Source organism: Blastococcus sp. HT6-30 (assembly GCF_039729015.1).
Classification (GTDB): Bacteria; Actinomycetota; Actinomycetes; order Mycobacteriales; family Geodermatophilaceae; genus Blastococcus.
On record NZ_CP155792.1, the window covers coordinates 3,002,006 to 3,020,233 of the forward strand.

The window sequence follows — 18,228 nt, forward strand, 5'->3', positions numbered from 1 at the left end:
AAACGCCGACATCACGGGCCCTTCAGCCCCGCCTGTGGCCCCGTCCTGCAACCTCCCAGCGAGGTTCCGACGGGCACCGTCGGCGTCCACCAGTTGAGTGCGTCAGGGGGTCAAGCGTCAGAACGTCAAACAGGTGTCACACCGGCTCTCCCATGATGTTCCGCCTGGTGCCGAGATCACTCCCGGGGGCCGCATTCGGACGCAGACGCGGCTGCGACTCTGAAGGCAACCACATCGTCTTGACCCGCGAGAACACCGGTCGACGTCCTACTTCAGGAGACTCCGTGCGATCACCATGCGCTGCACCTGGTTGGTCCCCTCGTAGATCTGAGTGATCTTGGCGTCGCGCATCATGCGCTCGACCGGGAAGTCCTGGGTGTAGCCGGCGCCGCCGAACAGCTGGACGGCGTCGGTGGTCACCTGCATGGCGACGTCGGAGGCGAACGCCTTCGCGGAGGCCGAGACGCGGGTGACGTCGGGGCGCCCCTGCTCCCCCGCCGCCGCGGCGACGTAGACCAGGTGGCGGGCCGCCTCGATCCGCATCTCCATGTCGGCGAGCACGAACTGCACCCCCTGGAACGAGCCGACGCTCGTTCCGAACTGCTTCCGCTCCTTGACGTAGGCGACCGCGGCGTCGAGCGCGCCCTGGGCGACGCCGACGGCCTGGGCGCCGATGGTCGGGCGGGTGAAGTCCAGCGTCCGCAGCGCGGTCTTGAAGCCCGTGCCGGGTGCGCCGATGATCCGGTCGGCCGGGACGGTGCAGTCGGTGAAGTACAGCTCGCAGGTGGGCGAGCCCTTGATGCCCATCTTGCGTTCCTTCGGCCCCACGGCGAAGCCGGGGTCGTCCCGGTGCACGGCGAACGCCGAGATGCCGTTGGCACCAGTCTCCGGGTCGGTGACGGCCATGACCGTGTACCACTCGGAGACGCCGGCGTTGGTGATCCAGGCCTTGGTGCCGTTGAGCACCCAGTTCTCGCCGTCGAGCCGGGCACGGGTCTTCATCGCGGCGGCGTCGGAGCCGGCTTCGCGCTCGGAGAGCCCGTAGCTGATCATCGCGTCGCCCGACGCGATCGACGGCAGGACCTTCTGCTTCACGTCCTCGGACGCCGACAGGATGATCGGCATCGACCCGAGCTTGTTGACCGCCGGGATGAGCGAGGCGCTCATGTCGACCCGGGCGACCTCCTCGATGACGATGCAGGTGGCGATCGCGTCGGCGCCCTCGCCGCCGTACTGCTCGGGGATGTGGGTGGCGTGGAAGCCGGCCGCGGTGAGCGCCTTCTGCGCCTCGATCGGGTAGCGCGACTCGGCGTCGACCTCGGCGGCGTAGGGGGCGATCTCCCGCTCGGCGATGTCGCGCACCGCCGCCCGGATGGCCTCGTGCTCCTCGGTCAAGGCGTACAGCCCGCTGTTCGTACCCACGCCGTCGATCCTAGGAGGTCCGACTACCCGTCGGTAGCGAGGCGCTCCTGGAGGGTGAGATCACGGGCGACGACGCTCTCGGCGAGCTCGGCCTGGAACCGCTCGACCCGCGCTCGCAGCTGCGGGTCGGCGGCGGCGAGGATGCGGACGGCGAGCAGGCCGGCGTTCCGCCCACCGCCGATGCCGACGGTCGCCACCGGCACCCCGGCCGGCATCTGCACGATCGACAGCAGGCTGTCGATCCCGTCGAGCCGGTCCAGCGGGCGCGGCACGCCGATGACCGGCAGCGGCGTGGCCGCGGCGACCATGCCGGGCAGGTGCGCCGCTCCCCCGGCGCCGGCGACGATCACCCGCAGACCCCGGGCGGCCGCACCCTCGGCGTAGTCGAGCATCCGGCGCGGGGTGCGGTGGGCGGAGAGGACGTGCGCCTCCCAGCCGACGCCGAACTCCACCAGCGCTTCGGCGGCCGGCGCCATCATCGGCCAGTCCGAGTCGCTGCCCATGACGATCCCGACGACCGGGTCGTCGGCAGGGACCAGCCGGCTCACGGGGGCCTCCTCGGCGCTCAGTGGTCGTGCTCGAAGGCGAAAGCGGGGTCGACGACCCCGTCGGCCAGGTAGCGCGCGGCGGCGACCGCGCGGGCCCGCACCTCCGCGACGTCGTCGCCCAGGGCGGTCACGTGCCCCAGCTTGCGGCCCCGGCGCTGGGTCTTGCCGTACCAGTGCAGCTTCACGTCGGGCCAGTGCGCCATGAAGTGGTGGATGCGCTCGTCGAGCGCGGGCCCCGACCAGTCCTCGGCCGCCGCGGCGCCACCGAGGACGTTGGCCATCACCGCGACCGGCGCGGTCATCGCCGTCGACCCCAGCGGGTAGTCGAGGACGGCGCGCAGGTGCTGCTCGAACTGGCTGGTCCGCGCGCCCTCGATCGTCCAGTGGCCCGAGTTGTGCGGGCGCATGGCGAGCTCGTTGACCAGGATGCCGTCGGGGGTCTCGAACAGCTCGACGGCGAGCATGCCGACGACGCCGAGCCGGTCGGCGATCCGCACGGCGAGCTCCTGCGCCGCGGCCGCCCGCTCCTCGGACAGACCGGGTGCCGGGGCGATCACCTCCGCGCAGACGCCGTCGCGCTGGACCGTCTCGACGACCGGCCACACGGCCACCTGCCCGAAGGGCGACCGGGCCACCTGCGCCGACAGTTCCCGGACCATCGCCACCCGCTGCTCGGCCAGGAGCGTGCCGTGCCGCTCCAGCAGCGACGCCGCCTCCACGACGTCGCGGACGACGAAGACCCCCTTCCCGTCGTAGCCGCCGCGCGGGGTCTTGAGCACCACCGGCCAGCGGTGGGCGGTGGCGAACACCTCGACGTCGGCCGCCGAGGACACCTCCGCCCACGCCGGCTGCGGCTCCCCCGCCTCGCCGAGCGCGCGCCGGAGGACGAGCTTGTCCTGGGCGTGCACGAGCGCCCCCGGGCTCGGGGCGACCCGAGTACCGGCCGCCTCGAGCGCTTCGAGGTGGTCGGTCGGCACGTGCTCGTGGTCGAAGGTGACGACGGTGGCGCCGCCGGCCACCGCGCGCAGGGCGTCGAGGTCCCGGTGGTCGCCGAAGCGCACGTCGGCGGCGACGAGCGCGGCCGACTCATCGGGGCCGGCGGCCAGGACCCGGAGCGACTGGCCGAGCGCGACGGCCGCCTGGTGGGTCATCCGGGCGAGCTGGCCGCCGCCGATCATGGCCACCACGGGGAGTGCGGTGTGCGGGTGCAGAGGCGCAGGCATGGTGCCCGAAGGCTAGCGGCGTCCCCGGGCCGCGCGGCGAGCGCCCGGGACCGGCGCCTCCGTACAGTGCTGGCGTGGGCCTCGTCGTGCGGTTGCGTCAGCTCCTGCGCGCCGGTGAGCGACGGCTGGTGCGCGAGCTCGGGGCGTTCGGCGTCGTGGGCGCGGTGTGCTTCGCCATCGACGTCGGGCTGTTCCAGCTCCTGTACGCCCACGTCGGTGCCGGAGCGGTGACGTCGAAACTGCTGGCCACCCTCGTGTCGATGTCGGTCGCCTTCGTCGGGCACCGGTTCTGGTCCTTCGCCCACCGGGCGCGCACCGGCCTCCGGCGCGAGTACTGGCGCTTCGCCGCGGTCAACGGGGCCGCGCTCGTGGTGGGTCTCGGAATCGTCGCATTCGTCCGCTACCCGCTCGACCAGCAGAGCGCTCTGGTGCTCCAGGGCGCGAACCTCGTCTCGATCGCGTTGGGGACAGTGCTGCGCTTCCTCGGGTACCGCCGCTGGGTCTTCCCGCCGCGGACGTCCGCGGCGCCGCCAGATCCGGTCCCCGCCGCCGCCCCGGGCGGGCCGGTCGGCCGAGCCTGACCCGCGAGCCGGCGCTCAGCCGGCCAGCCGGGAACCGTTCCGCCCCGCGATGACCTCCAGCCGCGTCGGGATCCGGGTGCGCAGCTCCTCCAGGTGACTGATCACACCGACCGTGCGCCCGCCCCGCCGGAGCTCGTCCAGGACGGTCATCACCGCGTCCAGCGCCTGCGCGTCGAGGGTGCCGAAGCCCTCGTCGACGAAGAGGGTGTCGATGCGCACGCCACCGGTCTCGGCGGTGACGACGTCGGCGAGGCCGAGCGCCAGCGCCAGCGACGCCATGAAGCTCTCGCCGCCGGAGAGGGTCTTCGTGGGCCGCCGGGCGCCGGTGTACTCGTCGAAGACGTCCAGCCCCAGCCCGCCCCGGGCACCGTGCCGTCCCTGCGCGTCGCTGTGCAGGAAGGTGTACCGACCGCCGGACATGTCCAGCAGCCGCCGGCTGGCCACCTCGGCCACCTGCTCGAGGCGCGCCGCGAGCACGAAGGACTGCAGCCGCATCCTGCGGGCGTTCGCCCCCCGGCCGTGGGCCAGGTCGGCCAGCGCGGTCACCTGGTCGGCCCAGTCGCGCAGCTCGGCCAGCTCCAGCTCCGCGGCCGTCACCCGGCCGACGAGGTCGGCCAGCGACGTCGCGCAGCGCCGCGCCTGCTCCAGCGCGGCCACCGCCTCCTCCCGCCGCCGGGTCACACCCGCGCAGCGGTCCTCCAGCGCCTCCAGGTCGGGCCGCGGGGGGAGATCGGCCAGCTCGGCGTCGGCCAGCCGCCCCCGCAGCAACGCCACCCGCTGGTCGTGCCCGTCCAGCTCCCGGTCCAGCCCGGCGAGGCGGCCGGGTTCCAGCAGCGCCGCCGCCGCGTCGAGCAGGTCGTCGAAGCCCGCGGCCCCGGCGCGCTCCTCGGCGGCCCTCCGGGCGGCTTCGGCCTGGGCCTGCGCCCGCGTCGACTCGGCTCCGGCGGCGACGACCGCCTCGCACCGGTCAGCCGCCCCCGACAGCCGCGCCACGCGGGCCGGGAGGTCGGCGTCGCCGCCGCGCGCGGCGGTCAGCCGCTCGGACAGCTCGGCCAGCCCGAGGGCGCGGGCCTCCCGCTCGGCGATGCGCGCGCGCCGCTCCTCGCGGTCGGCGGCCAGCCGGGCGGTCGCGGCCTCCCGCTCGCCGGCCAGCCGCTGCAGCTCCGCCTCGGCTGCGGCGAGCCCTCCGGCCAGCTCCGCGGTGGCCCGGACGGCGGCGGTGAGGCCGGCCACCCGATCGGCCTGCTCCCGCGCCGGCAGCTCCCCGGCGCGGGCGCGGACCACGGCCAGTTCCCGCTCGGCGGCGTCGAGCCGGGCGGTGGCCGCGGCGAGTGCGGTCTCCCCGGCGTCGGCGACCACTCGGGCGGCGTCCTCGTCGGCCGCCGTGACCCGCACCCCGTCGTGCACCGCCGGCCGCGGGTGCTCGGTCGCACCGCAGACCGGGCAGTCCGCCCCGTCGGTGAGCGCCGCGGCCAGCTCCGCGGCCATCCCGTCGAGCCGCCGGCCGCGCAGGTCCAGCCACTGCTCGCGGGCGTCGGCCCACTCCTCCCGGCGCACCCGGACGTCCGCGCGCAGCTCCTCCAGCCGGCCGGCCAGCGACTCGGCGGCCCGGGCCGCCGCAAGCGCGTCCTGCGCGGCGTCGAGCGCGCTGCGCTGCGCCGGCAGCTCGGCGGCCGCCGTCCGGGCCCGGACGAGCCGCTCCTCGTGCTCGGCGAGCCGGGCGGGGAACCCGGCCACGGCCCGCTCCCCCGCGGCGCAGCGCGCGGCCAGCTCGTCGACGGTCCGATCCAGCGCCGCGACGGTGCGCTCGATCGCCGCCGCCCGCTCCACCTCCGGCAGCAGCGCCCGCGCCCCGGCTGCCTGGTCCCGCAGCTCGCGGGCCACGGCCGGGGTCGCCTCGCGGCCGTCGGCCACCGGCGCCCACGCGACCTCCGCCGCGGTCAGCGCCTCGGCCGCCCGTTCCGCGGCCAGGGCTGCCGCACCGGCCGACTGCAGCACGTCGCGCAGCGGCTCGGCGCGGCGGCCGGCGTCGCGCTCGGCACGGAGGGGCGCGAGCGCGGGCTCCCGCTGCTCCAGCCGCGCCAGCTCCGTCGCCGCCTGGGCGCGCCGGGCGTGCCGCTCGTCGAGCGCCCGGGCGGCGGCCAGCTCGCCGTCGATCGCGGCCACCTCCGCGGCGGCGGCGTCGGCCCCGGCCGTCACCTCCGCCAGGCGGCCGGTGGCCGCCGCGCGGACCTTCTCCACCCACGGCACGACCCGGGTGCCCGGGCCCGCGCCCACCAGCTCGGGGGCGAGGTCCTCGGGCACGTCGACCTCGGCGATCTGGGCCACCCGCGCGACGAGGTTGCCCAGCTGGGCGCGCTGCACCGTGCTGCGCTCGCGGGCTGCCGCGCGCTCCTCGGCCAGCCAGTCCTCGGCCCGGGCGAACCGGTCGACGTCGAACAGCGTGCGGAGCAGCTCGGCACGGTGCTCGGGCTCGGCACGCAGGAACCGCGCGAAGTCCCCCTGCGGGAGCAGCACGACCTGGCAGAACTGGTGGACGTCGAGCCCCAGCCGGGTGCGCAGGTGCTCGGAGCCCTCGTCGATCCTCGTGCTGACCGGCTCCCACCCACCGTCGGTGAGCCGGGAGACCAGCAGCTTGGCCTGCTCGGTCGCCCACCCCTCGCCGCGCTTCTTCGGTCGCTGCTGCTCCGGCCGCCGGACCACCCGCAGCCGCTCCGGGCCCAGGGTCAGCTCGCAGGCGACCTCCGTGCGCGTGGCGGCGTCGGCGTGGTCGCTGCGCAGCCGCTTCTCCTCGCCGCGCGCGCCGGGCACCCGCCCGAAGAGGGCGAACACCACGGCGTCGAGCAGGGTGGTCTTGCCCGCGCCGGTGGGCCCCCACAGCAGGAAGAGGCCGTCCCGGCCCACGTCGTCGAGGTCGACCTCGACGGTGCCGGCGAACGGGCCGAACGCGGTGACCTGCAGCCGGTGCAGCCTCATCGGGCCACCTCCGCGCGGTCGCCGGCGCCCAGCGCCCGGGCCAGCAGCTCCCGCTCGGCCGCGGTGGCCGGGACGCCGCGGACGTGGCTGACGAACTCACCGGCGACGTCGAGGGCGCTGCGCCCCTTCATCCGCTCCTGGTAGCTCCCGCCCTCGGTCGCCGCCCCCGCGCCGGCCCAGTCCAGGTGCACGCAGAACGGGAACCGCTCCTGCAGCCGGCGCATCGGGTCGGCCGGCCGGATCGGGTCGGTGAGGCGGGCGGAGACGAAGTGCTGCTCGGCGGCGGCGAGCGCCGGCTCGGCGAGCAGCTCCTCCAGGGTGCCGGTGAGCACCGACAGCGCCCGGGGCGTGGGCAGGGGCACCGCCCGCACCTCGGCGAGGCCGTCGGCGTCGAGGTCGACCAGCCACGCCTGCTTCTGCTGCCCCGCCTCGCCGAAGGAGTAGGCCAGCGGCGACCCGCTGTACCGCATCCGCGTCGACAGCGTCTGCGGCCGGTGCAGGTGACCGAGGGCGACGTAGTCGACGCCGTCGAACACCCGGGCCGGTACGAGGTCGACCCCGCCGACGCAGATGTCCCGCTCGCTCTCGCTGGCCAGCCCGCCGCCGACGAAGGCGTGCGCGAGCACGACCGACCGGGCACCCGGGCGCAGGAACAGGTCGGCGCGCACCCGGTCCATGGCCTCGCGCAGCACCGCCTCGTGACCCCGCGCCGCGGGTACGCCCAGCTCGTGCCGGGCCACCTCCGGCTCGAGGTACGGGATGCCGTACACCGCCACCTCGCCGTGCTCGTCGGCGAGCAGCACCGGCTCGTCCAGGCGCGGGGTGACCGCCCGGACGTGCAGGCCGGCGGCGCTGAGCAGACCGGAGAACGTGCCGAGCCGACGGGCCGAGTCGTGGTTGCCCGGTGTCAGCACCACCCGGGCGCCGGTGGCCAGCAGCCGGCCGACGACCCGGTCGAGGACGCCGGTGGCGTCGGCCGAGGGCACCGCGCGGTCGTACACGTCACCGGCCACGACGACCACGTCGACCCGCTCGGCGGTGACGACGGCGGCCAGGCCGCTCAGCACCGCCTCCTGCTCGGCCAGCAGGTCGGTGCCGTGCAGGGTGCGACCGATGTGCCAGTCCGACGTGTGCAGCAGCCGCATAGGCGCACAAGGTAGGGAGGGGGTACGACAGAACCGCCCAGGCGCGCCGTGACGGGCCCGTCACACCGGGTTCGGGGGTCAGCGGACGCCGGTGGAGCGCCAGCCCTCCGCGGGCGGCAGGCCGTCGCCGCGGATGTACCAGGCGTTCTCCTGGGCCCGCCGGTCGGCGTCCTCCTCGATCATGAAGGCGAGCAGCTGCTGGACGCGGTCGGTGTCGGGGATCCGGCGCAGCACGGTGGCCCCGGCGTCCCCAGCCGTCTCGATGGTCAGCGTGCCCGAGTGGATGATCCGTTCCCACAGCGTCTGGGCGTAGGAGACGTCGGTGATCCGGGAGAGCCCGAGGTCGCGGCCGCGGCGGGCGAGGACGCCCTCGCGGAACAGCAGCCGGTGGGTGGTCACCACGTAGTGCGTCGTCCGCCAGCGCAGCAACGGGACGACGACGAGGAACAGCAGCAGCAGGGCCGCCACGACCACGATGGCCAGCCGGATCATGCCCTGCTGCGGCCCCGCCGGGACCAGCGCGGCCCCGAACGAGACGCCGCCGACGACGAGCAGGAAGGACACGACCGGCCGGAAGACCGTGAGCCAGTGCGGGTGCAGGTGGCGCACGACCTCTTCGTCGTCGGCGAGGAGCTTGTCGGGGTACGGCACCTCGTCAGGATGACGCAGCCACCCCGCCCAGTCATGCCTCCGCGACGCGTGTCCGGACGTGCCGGACGTCCCCGCTGGCCAGCTCGACGGTGCCCTCGGCGCCGTCGACGACCAGCCGCCCGTCCCAGTCGATCGCCCGCGCGGTGCCGACCAGCGCCGAGCCGTCCGGCATCGTCACCTCGACGGTGCTGCCGATCGTCGAGGACCACGCCAGGTAGTCGTGCGCGAGCCCGGAGACCACCGGGTCGCCCAGTGCCCGGACCCAGCCGCGGTACCGCCGCTCGACGGCCCGCAGGAAGCCCAGCAGCACCGGGGCACGGTCGACGGTCCCGCCGGTCACCACCGACAGGGACGTCCCGGTCTCCGGCAGCTCGGCGGCCGTGGTGGAGACGTTGAGGCCGACACCGACGACGACGCCGGCCGGCAGGCTGTCGGCGGCGACCGACTCGGCCAGGATCCCGGCGAGCTTGCGTCCGTCCGCGGCGAGCAGGTCGTTGGGCCACTTCACCGACGCGAGCACCCCGCTGACCTCCCGCACCGACTCGGCCAGCGCCACCCCGGTGAGCAGGGGCAGCCAGCCGCGGCGCGCGGCCGGGACGTCGGGACGCAGCAGGAACGAGACGGTCAGGCCGGCGCGCGGAGGCGAGGTCCACACCCGGTCGAGGCGGCCCCGACCGGCGACCTGGTGCTCGGCCACGAGGACGGTCCCCTCGGGCGCGTCCCCCGCGGCGGCAGCGGCCAGGGCGGCGTTCGTCGAGCCGATCTCGTCGACGACCTCGACCGACCGCCACAGGGCGCTGTCCCGGCACAGCGCGGTCTCCAGAGCCCGCGCGTCGAGCGCGGGGCGCTCCAGGTCCGACCAGCGGGAGGGAGAGGCATCGGGCACCCGGCCACGCTAGCCACCGGCGCCCGGCCACGCCCTCCGGCCCGTCCGCCGGGGCACCCGCACGACGGACCGCCGGACGCCAGCAGGAGGGCGTCCCGGAGGCTCCCCTACGCTACGGAATCCGTGGCCCCGGCACGCCGGGGCCGGCGCACGGGCACGGCACGAACGCGGAGGCCTCCGGGCGGCCGCGGACGAGTCGCGCGTGCCCGGGCGGGTGAGTCACGGACGAGCGGACCAGCGGCGCGCGCACGCGGCCGAGGGGCCCCAGCGAGGAGGACACGTGAGCACGGCTGAACTGGAGAGCGCCGGGGAGCACGTCCCCGACGACGTCGACATCCACACGACGGCCGGGAAGCTCGCCGACTTCGAGCGCCGCGTGCAGGAGGCGCAACACGCCGGCTCCGAGCGGGCCGTGGAGAAGCAGCACGCCGCGGGCAAGATGACCGCCCGCGAGCGGATCGAGGCCCTGCTCGACCCGGGCTCGTTCACCGAGTTCGACGAGTTCGCCCGGCACCGGTCGACGAACTTCGGCATGGCCGACAAGCGCCCGTTCGGCGACGGCGTCGTCACCGGGTACGGCACGGTCGACGGCCGGCCGGTGGCGATCTTCTCCCAGGACGTGACCGTGTTCGGCGGCAGCCTCGGCGAGGTGTACGGCGAGAAGATCGTCAAGGTCCAGGACTTCGCGGTCAAGAACGGCTGCCCCGTCATCGGCATCAACGAGGGTGGCGGCGCCCGCATCCAGGAGGGTGTGGTCTCCCTCGGTCTATACGGCGAGATCTTCCGGCGCAACGTGCACGCCTCCGGCGTCATCCCGCAGATCTCACTGGTGATGGGCCCCGCGGCCGGCGGGCACGTCTACTCCCCCGCGCTCACCGACTTCGTCGTCATGGTCGACAAGACCAGCCAGATGTTCATCACCGGCCCGGACGTCGTGAAGACCGTGACCGGCGAGGACGTCTCCCTCGAGGAGCTGGGCGGGGCGCGCACGCACAACACCAAGTCCGGTGTCGCGCACTACCTGGCCGAGGACGAGGCCGACGCCCTGGACTACGTCAAGGCGCTGCTGTCCTACCTGCCGAGCAACAACCTCGACCCGCTGCCGGCCGTGGAGGTCGCCCCGGTCGAAACGGTCCTGCCCGACGCCCTGACCGACGAGGACCTGGAGCTCGACACCTTCATCCCCGACTCGGCCAACACGCCCTACGACATGCACACCGTTGTCGAGCACGTGCTCGACGACGGCGAGTTCCTCGAGGTGCAGCCGCTGTTCGCGCCCAACATCCTCATCGGCTTCGGCCGGATCGAGGGCCGGCCGGTCGGGATCGTGGCCAACCAGCCCACCCAGTTCGCGGGCACGCTGGACATCGACGCCAGCGAGAAGGCGGCGCGGTTCGTGCGCACCTGCGACGCCTTCAACATCCCGGTGCTCACCTTCGTCGACGTCCCGGGCTTCCTGCCCGGCACGTCGCAGGAGTGGGAGGGCATCATCCGCCGCGGCGCCAAGCTGATCTACGCCTACGCCGAGGCCACCGTGCCGAAGGTGACCGTCATCACCCGCAAGGCCTACGGCGGCGCCTACGACGTCATGGGCTCCAAGCACCTGGGTGCGGACGTGAACCTCGCCTGGCCGACGGCGCAGATCGCCGTCGTCGGGGCGCAGGGCGCGGTCGGCATCCTCTACCGCAAGGAGCTGGCCGCGGCGGAGGACCCGGACACCCGCCGCGCGGAGCTGATCGCCGAGTACGAGGACACCCTCGCCAACCCCTACATCGCCGCGGACCGCGGTTACGTGGACGCGGTCATCCCGCCGTCGCACACGCGGGTGCAGGTGACCAAGGCGCTGCGGGTGCTGGCCAACAAGCGCCAGACCCTGCCGGCCAAGAAGCACGGGAACATCCCGCTGTGACCGAGGACCAGCGCCCGCTCCTGCGGGTCGTGAAGGGTGAGCCGACCGCCGAGGAGCTCGCCGCGCTGACCGTCGTCGTGGCGGCCCTGTCCCAGCGCCGGGAGCGCCGTCGCCCGACGCCGGTCGGCGCGTGGGCCTCCTACGCCGACCGCCACCGCGGTGCCCTGCAGCACGGCCACGGCGGCTGGCGGGCCGCGGGGAGGTTCGCGTGAGCGCCGACCGGCGGCTGGTGCTGGCGTCGGCGTCCCCGGCCCGGCTGTCGCTCCTGCGGCAGGCGGGGCTCGCGCCCGAGGTCCTGGTGAGCGACGTGGACGAGTCCACGTACTCCGCCCCGCGCGTGGCCGAGCAGGTCGCCCTGCTGGCCGCCGCGAAGGCCGCGGACGTCGCCAAGCGGGAGAGCGACGCCCTGGTCATCGGCGCCGACTCGTTGCTCGAGTTCGCCGGGAAGCCGCAGGGCAAGCCGGCGGACGCCGCGGAGGCGCGCGACCGCTGGCGGCGCATGGCCGGCCGCTCGGGCATCCTGCACACCGGCCAGGCGCTGTTCGACGTCCGCGACGGTGCGGTCGTCAGCCGCGACATCGCGGTGGCCTCGACCGTCGTCTACTTCGCCGATCCCACCCCGCTGGAGGTGGAGGCCTACCTTGCCACCGGGGAGCCGCTGGCCGTGGCGGGGGCGTTCACCCTGGACGGGCTCGGCGCCCCGTTCGTGCGCCGGGTCGAGGGGGATCCGGCCGCGGTGGTGGGGTTGTCGCTGACCGTCCTGCGCACCCAGCTGGCCAAGCGGGGTTTGGCGATTACCGACCTCTGGCGCCGCTGACCGCACCGGAGCGCGGGGCCGGCGTGACTCGTGTACCACCTGAGACCGACGAGATGTCGACATGGCGACTTGCCGACGCGCGACTGTACGAACCGCCGGATCGGCTAGCAGAATCGTGACCGTGCCTGCACAACGCGTAGTCATCCACGTCGGAACTCCGAAGTCCGGGACCACCTACCTCCAGGAACTGATGTGGGAGTCACGCGGCACCCTGGCCGAGGCGGGGGTGCTTTACCCGGGTGACGACCCGACCGACCACTTCCTGGCCACGCTGGACCTCAGCCACGGCAACTTCAACGGCTGGGACGACGGGGTGTCGGGCGCCTGGCAGCGGTTGGTCGACGCCGCCCGGGCGCACGGGGGGACGACGGTCATCTCCCACGAGCTCTTCGGCGACGTGCCGGAGGAGGCGATCGCCCGGGCGCTGGCCGACCTGGCGTTCGCCGAGGTGCACGTCGTCGTCACCGCGCGTGACCTGGCCCGGCAGCTGCCCGCCGTCTGGCAGGAGGACGTCAAGAACCGGCACTACCTGCCGTTCACCGACTTCCTCGACATCGTCCACCCCGACTCCCTCCGCCCGGACACCCCGCGCCCGGCGGGCGAGGGCCGCCAGGGCCACGGGGAGGCCTTCTGGATGCGCCAGGCCGTGCCCAGGATCCTGCACCGCTGGGGCAGTGGACTGCCCGGTTCTCAAGTGCACCTGGTGACCGTGCCGCCCCCGGGCGCCGGACCGGAGGTGCTGTGGCACCGCTTCGCCTCCGCCATCGGGGTGGACCCCGCTGCGGCCACTCTCCCGGATGCTCACCGCAACACGTCCCTGGGCCGCGTGGAGACCGAGCTCCTGCGCCGCCTCAACGAGCGACTGGACTACCGGATCGAGTGGGGGATCTACGGCCCGCGGGTCACCCATCACCTCGCCACCGAGGTGCTGCCGCGCCGGGCCGCGACCGTACGGCTCCGCCTGCCCGCGGCGCACCTGGAGTGGGCGCGCGCCTGTGCCGATGCCCTGGTCACCGAGATCGCCGACATGGCGATCACGGTCACCGGTGATCTTGCGGACCTGACGGTGCCCGAGGCCGGCGCCGTCGTCACCGAGGAGGAGCCGGCGGCCTGCGAGCTACTCGACGCGGCGCTCGACGCACTGGCCGCGCTCATCCCGACCGAGCACGAGCCACGGTCGGCCGCGGCCCGCCCGGGCGAGCCGGAGTCCGCCGACGCCGAGCACGAGGAGGCGCACGAGCCCGAGTCGTCGCAGCCGACGGGCCTGGGTGCGCTCCCCACGCCGGCCTCGTTCCTCCTACGGCGGGAGCGCGACCGACCCCTGGGTCGGGCAGTGCTGGGTCGGCTGCGACGCGTGGTGGCTCCCCGGCCGCCGGTCGGGGCCCTGCCCGAGGGGCACCTCTCGGCCGTCTGACCTCGGACCGGTGCGGCGCGTGGCTGACCGGCCCTGGGGTCAACGGACCGACCACAACTGGTTAGAGTCCGGTCGGTCCGTCGTCGAGGGAGAACACACGTGCAGAAAGTCATGATCGCCAACCGTGGCGAGATCGCGGTCCGTGTCGCCCGCGCCTGCAAGGACGAGGGCCTGACCAGCGTCGCGGTCTACGCGGACCCCGACCGCGACGCGCTGCACGTGCGCGTCGCCGACGAGGCCTTCGCCCTGGGCGGCACGACGCCGGGCGACTCCTACCTGGTGATCGACAAGATCCTCGATGCCGCGAAGCGGTCAGGCGCCGACGCGATCCACCCCGGCTACGGCTTCCTGTCCGAGAACGCCGACTTCGCCCAGGCCGTGATCGACGCCGGCCTGACCTGGATCGGCCCGTCGCCCCAGGCGATCATCGACCTGGGTGACAAGGTCGCCGCACGGCACATCGCCACCAAGGCCGGCGCCCCGCTCGTGCCCGGCACGAAGGACCCGGTCGGGGGCGCCGACGAGGTCGTCGCGTTCGCGCAGGAGCACGGTCTCCCGGTCGCCATCAAGGCTGCGTTCGGCGGTGGCGGCCGCGGGCTCAAGGTGGCTCGCACGATGGAGGAGATCCCGGAGCTGTTCGACTCCGCCGTCCGGGAGGCGGTGGCGGCCTTCGGCCGCGGCGAGTGCTTCGTCGAGCGGTTCCTGGACAAGCCCCGGCACGTGGAGGCCCAGGTGCTGGCCGACACCCACGGCAATGTGATCGTCGTCGGCACCCGCGACTGCTCGCTGCAGCGGCGCAACCAGAAGCTGGTCGAGGAGGCGCCGGCGCCGTTCCTCACCGAGGAGCAGCGCGCCCGCATCCACGAGTCGGCCAAGGCGATCTGCCGCGAGGCCGGCTACCACGGCGCCGGCACCGTCGAGTACCTGGTGGGCACCGACGGCTCGATCTCCTTCCTCGAGGTCAACACCCGACTCCAGGTGGAGCACCCGGTGTCGGAGGAGACCTCGGGCATCGACCTGGTGCGCCAGCAGTTCCGCATCGCCGAGGGGCTCCCGCTGGAGATCACCGAGGACCCGGCGCCGCGCGGCCACAGCATCGAGTTCCGCATCAACGCCGAGGACGCCGGCCGCAACTTCATGCCGGCGCCCGGACCGGTGAACCGGCTGGAGATCCCGCAGGGGCCAGGCGTGCGCTGGGACTCCGGCGTGGAGACCGGCGGCGAGGTGGCCGGGGCGTTCGACTCGATGCTGGCCAAGCTGATCGTCACCGGCGCCACCCGCACCGAGGCGCTCCAGCGGGCCCGGCGCGCGCTCGACGAACTGGTCGTCGAGGGCATGCCCACGGTCATCCCGTTCCACCGCGCCGTCGTCCGCGACGAGGCGTTCACCAGCGAGCCGTTCACGGTGCACACCCGCTGGATCGAGACCGAGTGGGACAACCAGGTCCTGCCCTACGACGCCGCCCCGAGCGCGCAGGACGAGGACGCGCCCCGGCAGACGGTCGTGGTCGAGGTCGGCGGTCGTCGGCTCGAGGTCTCCCTGCCCGCCGGCCTGGCCGCCGGTGGCGGCGGTGCGGCGCCCGGTGCGCCTGCGAAGCCGCGCAAGCGCGGTGGCGGCGGTGGCGGCGCGGCCGCCTCCGGTGACTCCCTGACCTCGCCGATGCAGGGCACGATCGTGAAGGTCGCCGTCGAGGACGGGACGACCGTGGCGGCCGGCGATCTGATCGTCGTGCTGGAGGCGATGAAGATGGAGCAGCCCATCACCGCCCACAAGGCCGGCACCGTCTCGGGCCTGGCGGCCCAGGTCGGCGCGACCGTCACAAGCGGTGCGGTCCTGTGCACCATCGCTGACGCCGCCGAGTAAGCGGAGCACGCAGGAGGCCCGTCACCGGTTCTGCCGGTGACGGGCCTCCTGCGTCGGCGGACTCAGTCGGCCTGGACGGTGATCTCCCCGTCGTTCCGCTCCACCACGGTGCCGCCCTGGAACCGCACCTCATAGCCGCTGCCGTCGGGCAGCCCGGCGTGGTCCGAGATCGGGTAGCCGAGGGCCCCGGTCTGCGCACCCAGGCTCCGCCAGCGGTCCAGGATCGCCCCGCGCACCACGTGCGCCCCCGTGCTCCGCGACCAGTAGATGGCCCCGCCCTGCAACCGCACCAGCGCACCGGTGCCATCCGCGGTCCCACCGTCATCGGCCACCGGATAACCCAGCGCCCCCGGCCCACCGGAGTCCACGTACCGCGCCAGGATCGCCCCGCGCACCACCCGCGCACCCGTCGCCGCCGACCAGTAGATCGTCCCCCCGGCGAACCGCGTCTCGAAACCACCGTTGGCCGCACGGGCGTCACCGCCCACCGGGTAACCCAGCACCCCGGTCTGCGCACCCAGGCTCCGCCAGCGGTCCAGGATCGCCCCGCGCACCACGTGCGCCCCCGTGCTCCGCGACCAGTAGATGGCCCCGCCCTGCAACCGCACCAGCGCACCGGTGCCATCCGCGGTCCCACCGTCATCGGCCACCGGATAACCCAGCGCCCCCGGCCCACCGGAGTCCACGTACCGCGCCAGGATCGCCCCGCGCACCACCCGCGCACCCGTCGCCGCCGACCAGTAGATCGTCCCCCCGGCGAACCGCGTCTCGAAACCACCGTTGGCCGCACGGGCGTCACCGCCCACCGGGTAACCCAGCACCCCGGTCTGCGCACCCAGGCTCCGCCAGCGGTCCAGGATCGCCCCGCGCACCACGTGCGCCCCCGTGCTCCGCGACCAGTAGATGGCCCCGCCCTGCAACCGCACCAGCGCACCGGTGCCATCCGCGGTCCCACCGTCATCGGCCACCGGATAACCCAGCGCCCCCGGCCCACCGGAGTCCACGTACCGCGCCAGGATCGCCCCGCGCACCACCCGCGCACCCGTCGCCGCCGACCAGTAGATCGTCCCCCCGGCGAACCGCGTCTCGAAACCACCGTTGGCCGCACGGGCGTCACCGCCCACCGGGTAACCCAGCACCCCGTCCTCGGCACCCAGGCTCCGCCAGCGGTCCAGAATCGCCCCGCGCACCACGTGCGCCCCCGTGCGGTAGGACCACGCGATCGTCCCACCGGCGTACTCACGGCGGCAGCCCCCGTCCCGCAGCCCGCAGACGTGGGGCGACGTCGGCTTGCCCAGCAGGGTCGCACCGCCCAGACGCTCGTAGGCCAGGTCGATGGGGTGACCGATGCGCGTCGAGAGCACCTGTACGAGCGCGGACGTCGACCCGGCACCGAGGACCGATACCGCGAACCTCTCGTCCCCGATGGTGACGGGCACCGCCCCCGGCAGCGCGACCTGCAGGTCGCCGCTCCAGTCGGCCTTCGCGGAAGGACTGCCGTCCAGCAGGAGGGAGGTGTCGCCCCCGTCCACCATCAGCCGGATCTGGACGCCGCGCTGCAGGTCCAGCCGGTTCTCCGACGTCACCAGCCAGCCGTCCCGGCCCACGGGAGTCCGGAACTCGACCCAGTAGGTGTCCCCATCGGCGTCGACCAGTTGCACGGCCCGTACACCGGTGCGGGAACCCGCGGTGGACAGCACGAACTGCGCGGGCGGCGCTCCGGCGGCCATGGTGGGCGCCGACCCGCCGGGCATCACCCCCAGCCGCGCGGTATGCGGGGCGTTCAGCGAGCCGACAGGCCCCCAGGAGACGCCCATGACGTCGTAGTGGTCGAAGTACTGGGCGACCGCGCAGTCGCCCCGGTCCAGCGTCCGGTCGCACCGCAGCGCCGACGCGTGACCGAGTCCCAGGTTGTGCCCTATCTCGTGCGCCATCACCGACAGGGTGACCGCCTGGACGTAGCTCAGTCCTCCGTCACTGATGCCGGACCCGATCGTGCCCAGCCCGTAGGCGCAACCGGGCGACCCGGACGGCACGTAGACGAGCAGGTGCCGGCCCGGGCCGCGGCTCCAGCCGGCGCGGGCTGCGGCCTGCTCCCAGAGAGCGAGCGGGTCGCGGCAGCTCACGGTGGACGGAGTGGTCCAGTCGTGCCGGCCCACGACGCCGAGCCGGACGGCGCCATCGGTCTGCTCGGCCCAGAAGTCGGCCACCGGGCCGTCCACCATGGTGACGACCTGGTCGAGGGTCGTGCCGTCGCGCACGCTCCCGTCCGGCTGGAGCATGACCACGGTGACCTCGTGGTTCACCGCGCTCGTCGCCGATTCGGTGAGCTCCTCCGGGCCCGTGAGCACCTCGGCGGCGAGCACCTCCTGGGCGGGGGCCAGATCGGCGGCGGCCACCTCGTCGTCGAGGGCCGCGCCGAGGGTCACTTCCACGGTCGAGCCGGTGGCGATGTCCTCGACGTCCGCGCTCGGCACACGGATCGTCTCCCCGGAGTCCGTCCGGATCCAGCTGATCAGGTCGGCGGCGTGGTCCTCGACGTGGTCGCCGGCGTGGTCGTCGGCACTCGACGGGAAGGGGTCGGCGTAGCCCTGCATGAGCTCACCGACGACCGTCTCGCCGACGGCGGGCGTCTCCGCGGCGGCCGGCGGCCCCCCCAGCAGCGGGACGACGGCGGCGGCCGCGACGGAGAGCGCCAGCAGTCGAGGGGGACGAGAAGGGGGCACGAACGATCTCCAAGGCAAGAGGTGTCGGTCCCCGTCATCGGCAGGTCCGGCCGGAAAGTGGAGGCCG

The 18,228-nt window shown here is 74.4% G+C and carries 14 protein-coding genes; 6 read left to right on the forward strand and 8 right to left on the reverse strand.

The features are described 5' to 3' along the window. Positions 1 to 267: 267 nt before the first annotated feature. The 3 genes from ABC795_RS14470 to ABC795_RS14480 all read right to left on the reverse strand — a co-directional run bounded on the left by ABC795_RS14470 (position 268) and on the right by ABC795_RS14480 (position 3,193). Entirely contained in the window at positions 268 to 1,422 is a 1,155-nt protein-coding gene (locus ABC795_RS14470) for an acyl-CoA dehydrogenase family protein (RefSeq protein ID WP_347057887.1), read from the reverse strand. A gap of 23 nt (positions 1,423 to 1,445) precedes the next feature. Then, a complete protein-coding gene (gene purE / locus ABC795_RS14475; protein WP_347060729.1) occupies positions 1,446 to 1,925 on the reverse strand; it encodes a 5-(carboxyamino)imidazole ribonucleotide mutase in 480 nt (159 codons plus the stop codon). Positions 1,926 to 1,987: 62 nt separating this feature from the next. Then, a complete protein-coding gene (locus ABC795_RS14480) occupies positions 1,988 to 3,193 on the reverse strand; it encodes a 5-(carboxyamino)imidazole ribonucleotide synthase (protein ID WP_347057888.1) in 1,206 nt (401 codons plus the stop codon). A gap of 74 nt (positions 3,194 to 3,267) precedes the next feature. On the opposite strand from ABC795_RS14480, the gene ABC795_RS14485 reads away from it, so the two are divergent. Then, positions 3,268 to 3,774: a GtrA family protein gene (locus ABC795_RS14485; RefSeq protein ID WP_347057889.1), complete on the forward strand. Its 507-nt coding sequence runs from the start codon at positions 3,268 to 3,270 to the stop codon at positions 3,772 to 3,774. 15 nt (positions 3,775 to 3,789) lie between these two features. Here ABC795_RS14485 and ABC795_RS14490 read toward each other — a convergent pair whose 3' ends face one another. From ABC795_RS14490 to ABC795_RS14505, 4 genes are all read right to left on the reverse strand, one after another. Then, positions 3,790 to 6,750: an SMC family ATPase gene (locus ABC795_RS14490; protein ID WP_347057890.1), complete on the reverse strand. Its 2,961-nt coding sequence runs from the start codon at positions 6,748 to 6,750 to the stop codon at positions 3,790 to 3,792. Next, positions 6,747 to 7,895 carry an exonuclease SbcCD subunit D C-terminal domain-containing protein gene (locus tag ABC795_RS14495; protein WP_347057891.1) on the reverse strand — a complete coding sequence of 383 codons (1,149 nt, stop codon included), beginning with the start codon at positions 7,893 to 7,895 and terminating at the stop codon, positions 6,747 to 6,749. The genes ABC795_RS14490 and ABC795_RS14495 overlap by 4 nt, the downstream gene beginning before the upstream one ends. A 78-nt stretch (positions 7,896 to 7,973) precedes the next feature. Further along, positions 7,974 to 8,546: a PH domain-containing protein gene (locus ABC795_RS14500; protein WP_347057892.1), complete on the reverse strand. Its 573-nt coding sequence runs from the start codon at positions 8,544 to 8,546 to the stop codon at positions 7,974 to 7,976. A 31-nt stretch (positions 8,547 to 8,577) separates the two neighbouring features. Further along, positions 8,578 to 9,432, reverse strand: a complete 855-nt coding sequence (locus ABC795_RS14505) for a biotin--[acetyl-CoA-carboxylase] ligase (protein WP_347057893.1) — start codon at positions 9,430 to 9,432, stop codon at positions 8,578 to 8,580. Positions 9,433 to 9,712: 280 nt separating this feature from the next. Between ABC795_RS14505 and ABC795_RS14510 the strand changes: the two genes are divergently transcribed. The 5 genes from ABC795_RS14510 (at position 9,713) to ABC795_RS14530 (ending at position 15,435) form a co-directional block, all read left to right on the forward strand. Continuing rightward, on the forward strand, positions 9,713 to 11,341 hold the full coding sequence (locus ABC795_RS14510; RefSeq protein ID WP_347057894.1) for an acyl-CoA carboxylase subunit beta: 1,629 nt from the start codon (positions 9,713 to 9,715) through the stop codon (positions 11,339 to 11,341). After that, on the forward strand, positions 11,338 to 11,553 hold the full coding sequence (locus ABC795_RS14515; protein ID WP_347057895.1) for an acyl-CoA carboxylase subunit epsilon: 216 nt from the start codon (positions 11,338 to 11,340) through the stop codon (positions 11,551 to 11,553). The genes ABC795_RS14510 and ABC795_RS14515 overlap by 4 nt, the downstream gene beginning before the upstream one ends. Beyond that, positions 11,550 to 12,158, forward strand: a complete 609-nt coding sequence (locus tag ABC795_RS14520) for a nucleoside triphosphate pyrophosphatase (protein WP_347057896.1) — start codon at positions 11,550 to 11,552, stop codon at positions 12,156 to 12,158. Before ABC795_RS14515 ends, ABC795_RS14520 begins: the two co-directional genes overlap by 4 nt. Positions 12,159 to 12,279: 121 nt before the next feature. Then, on the forward strand, positions 12,280 to 13,572 hold the full coding sequence (locus ABC795_RS14525) for a hypothetical protein (RefSeq protein WP_347057897.1): 1,293 nt from the start codon (positions 12,280 to 12,282) through the stop codon (positions 13,570 to 13,572). A 111-nt stretch (positions 13,573 to 13,683) separates the two neighbouring features. Next, positions 13,684 to 15,435, forward strand: a complete 1,752-nt coding sequence (locus ABC795_RS14530) for a biotin carboxylase N-terminal domain-containing protein (RefSeq protein WP_347057898.1) — start codon at positions 13,684 to 13,686, stop codon at positions 15,433 to 15,435. A 62-nt stretch (positions 15,436 to 15,497) separates the two neighbouring features. Here the strand turns inward: ABC795_RS14530 and ABC795_RS14535 are convergent, their stop codons facing one another. Then, a complete protein-coding gene (locus ABC795_RS14535) occupies positions 15,498 to 18,161 on the reverse strand; it encodes a zinc-dependent metalloprotease family protein (RefSeq protein ID WP_347057899.1) in 2,664 nt (887 codons plus the stop codon). Positions 18,162 to 18,228: the final 67 nt, after the last annotated feature.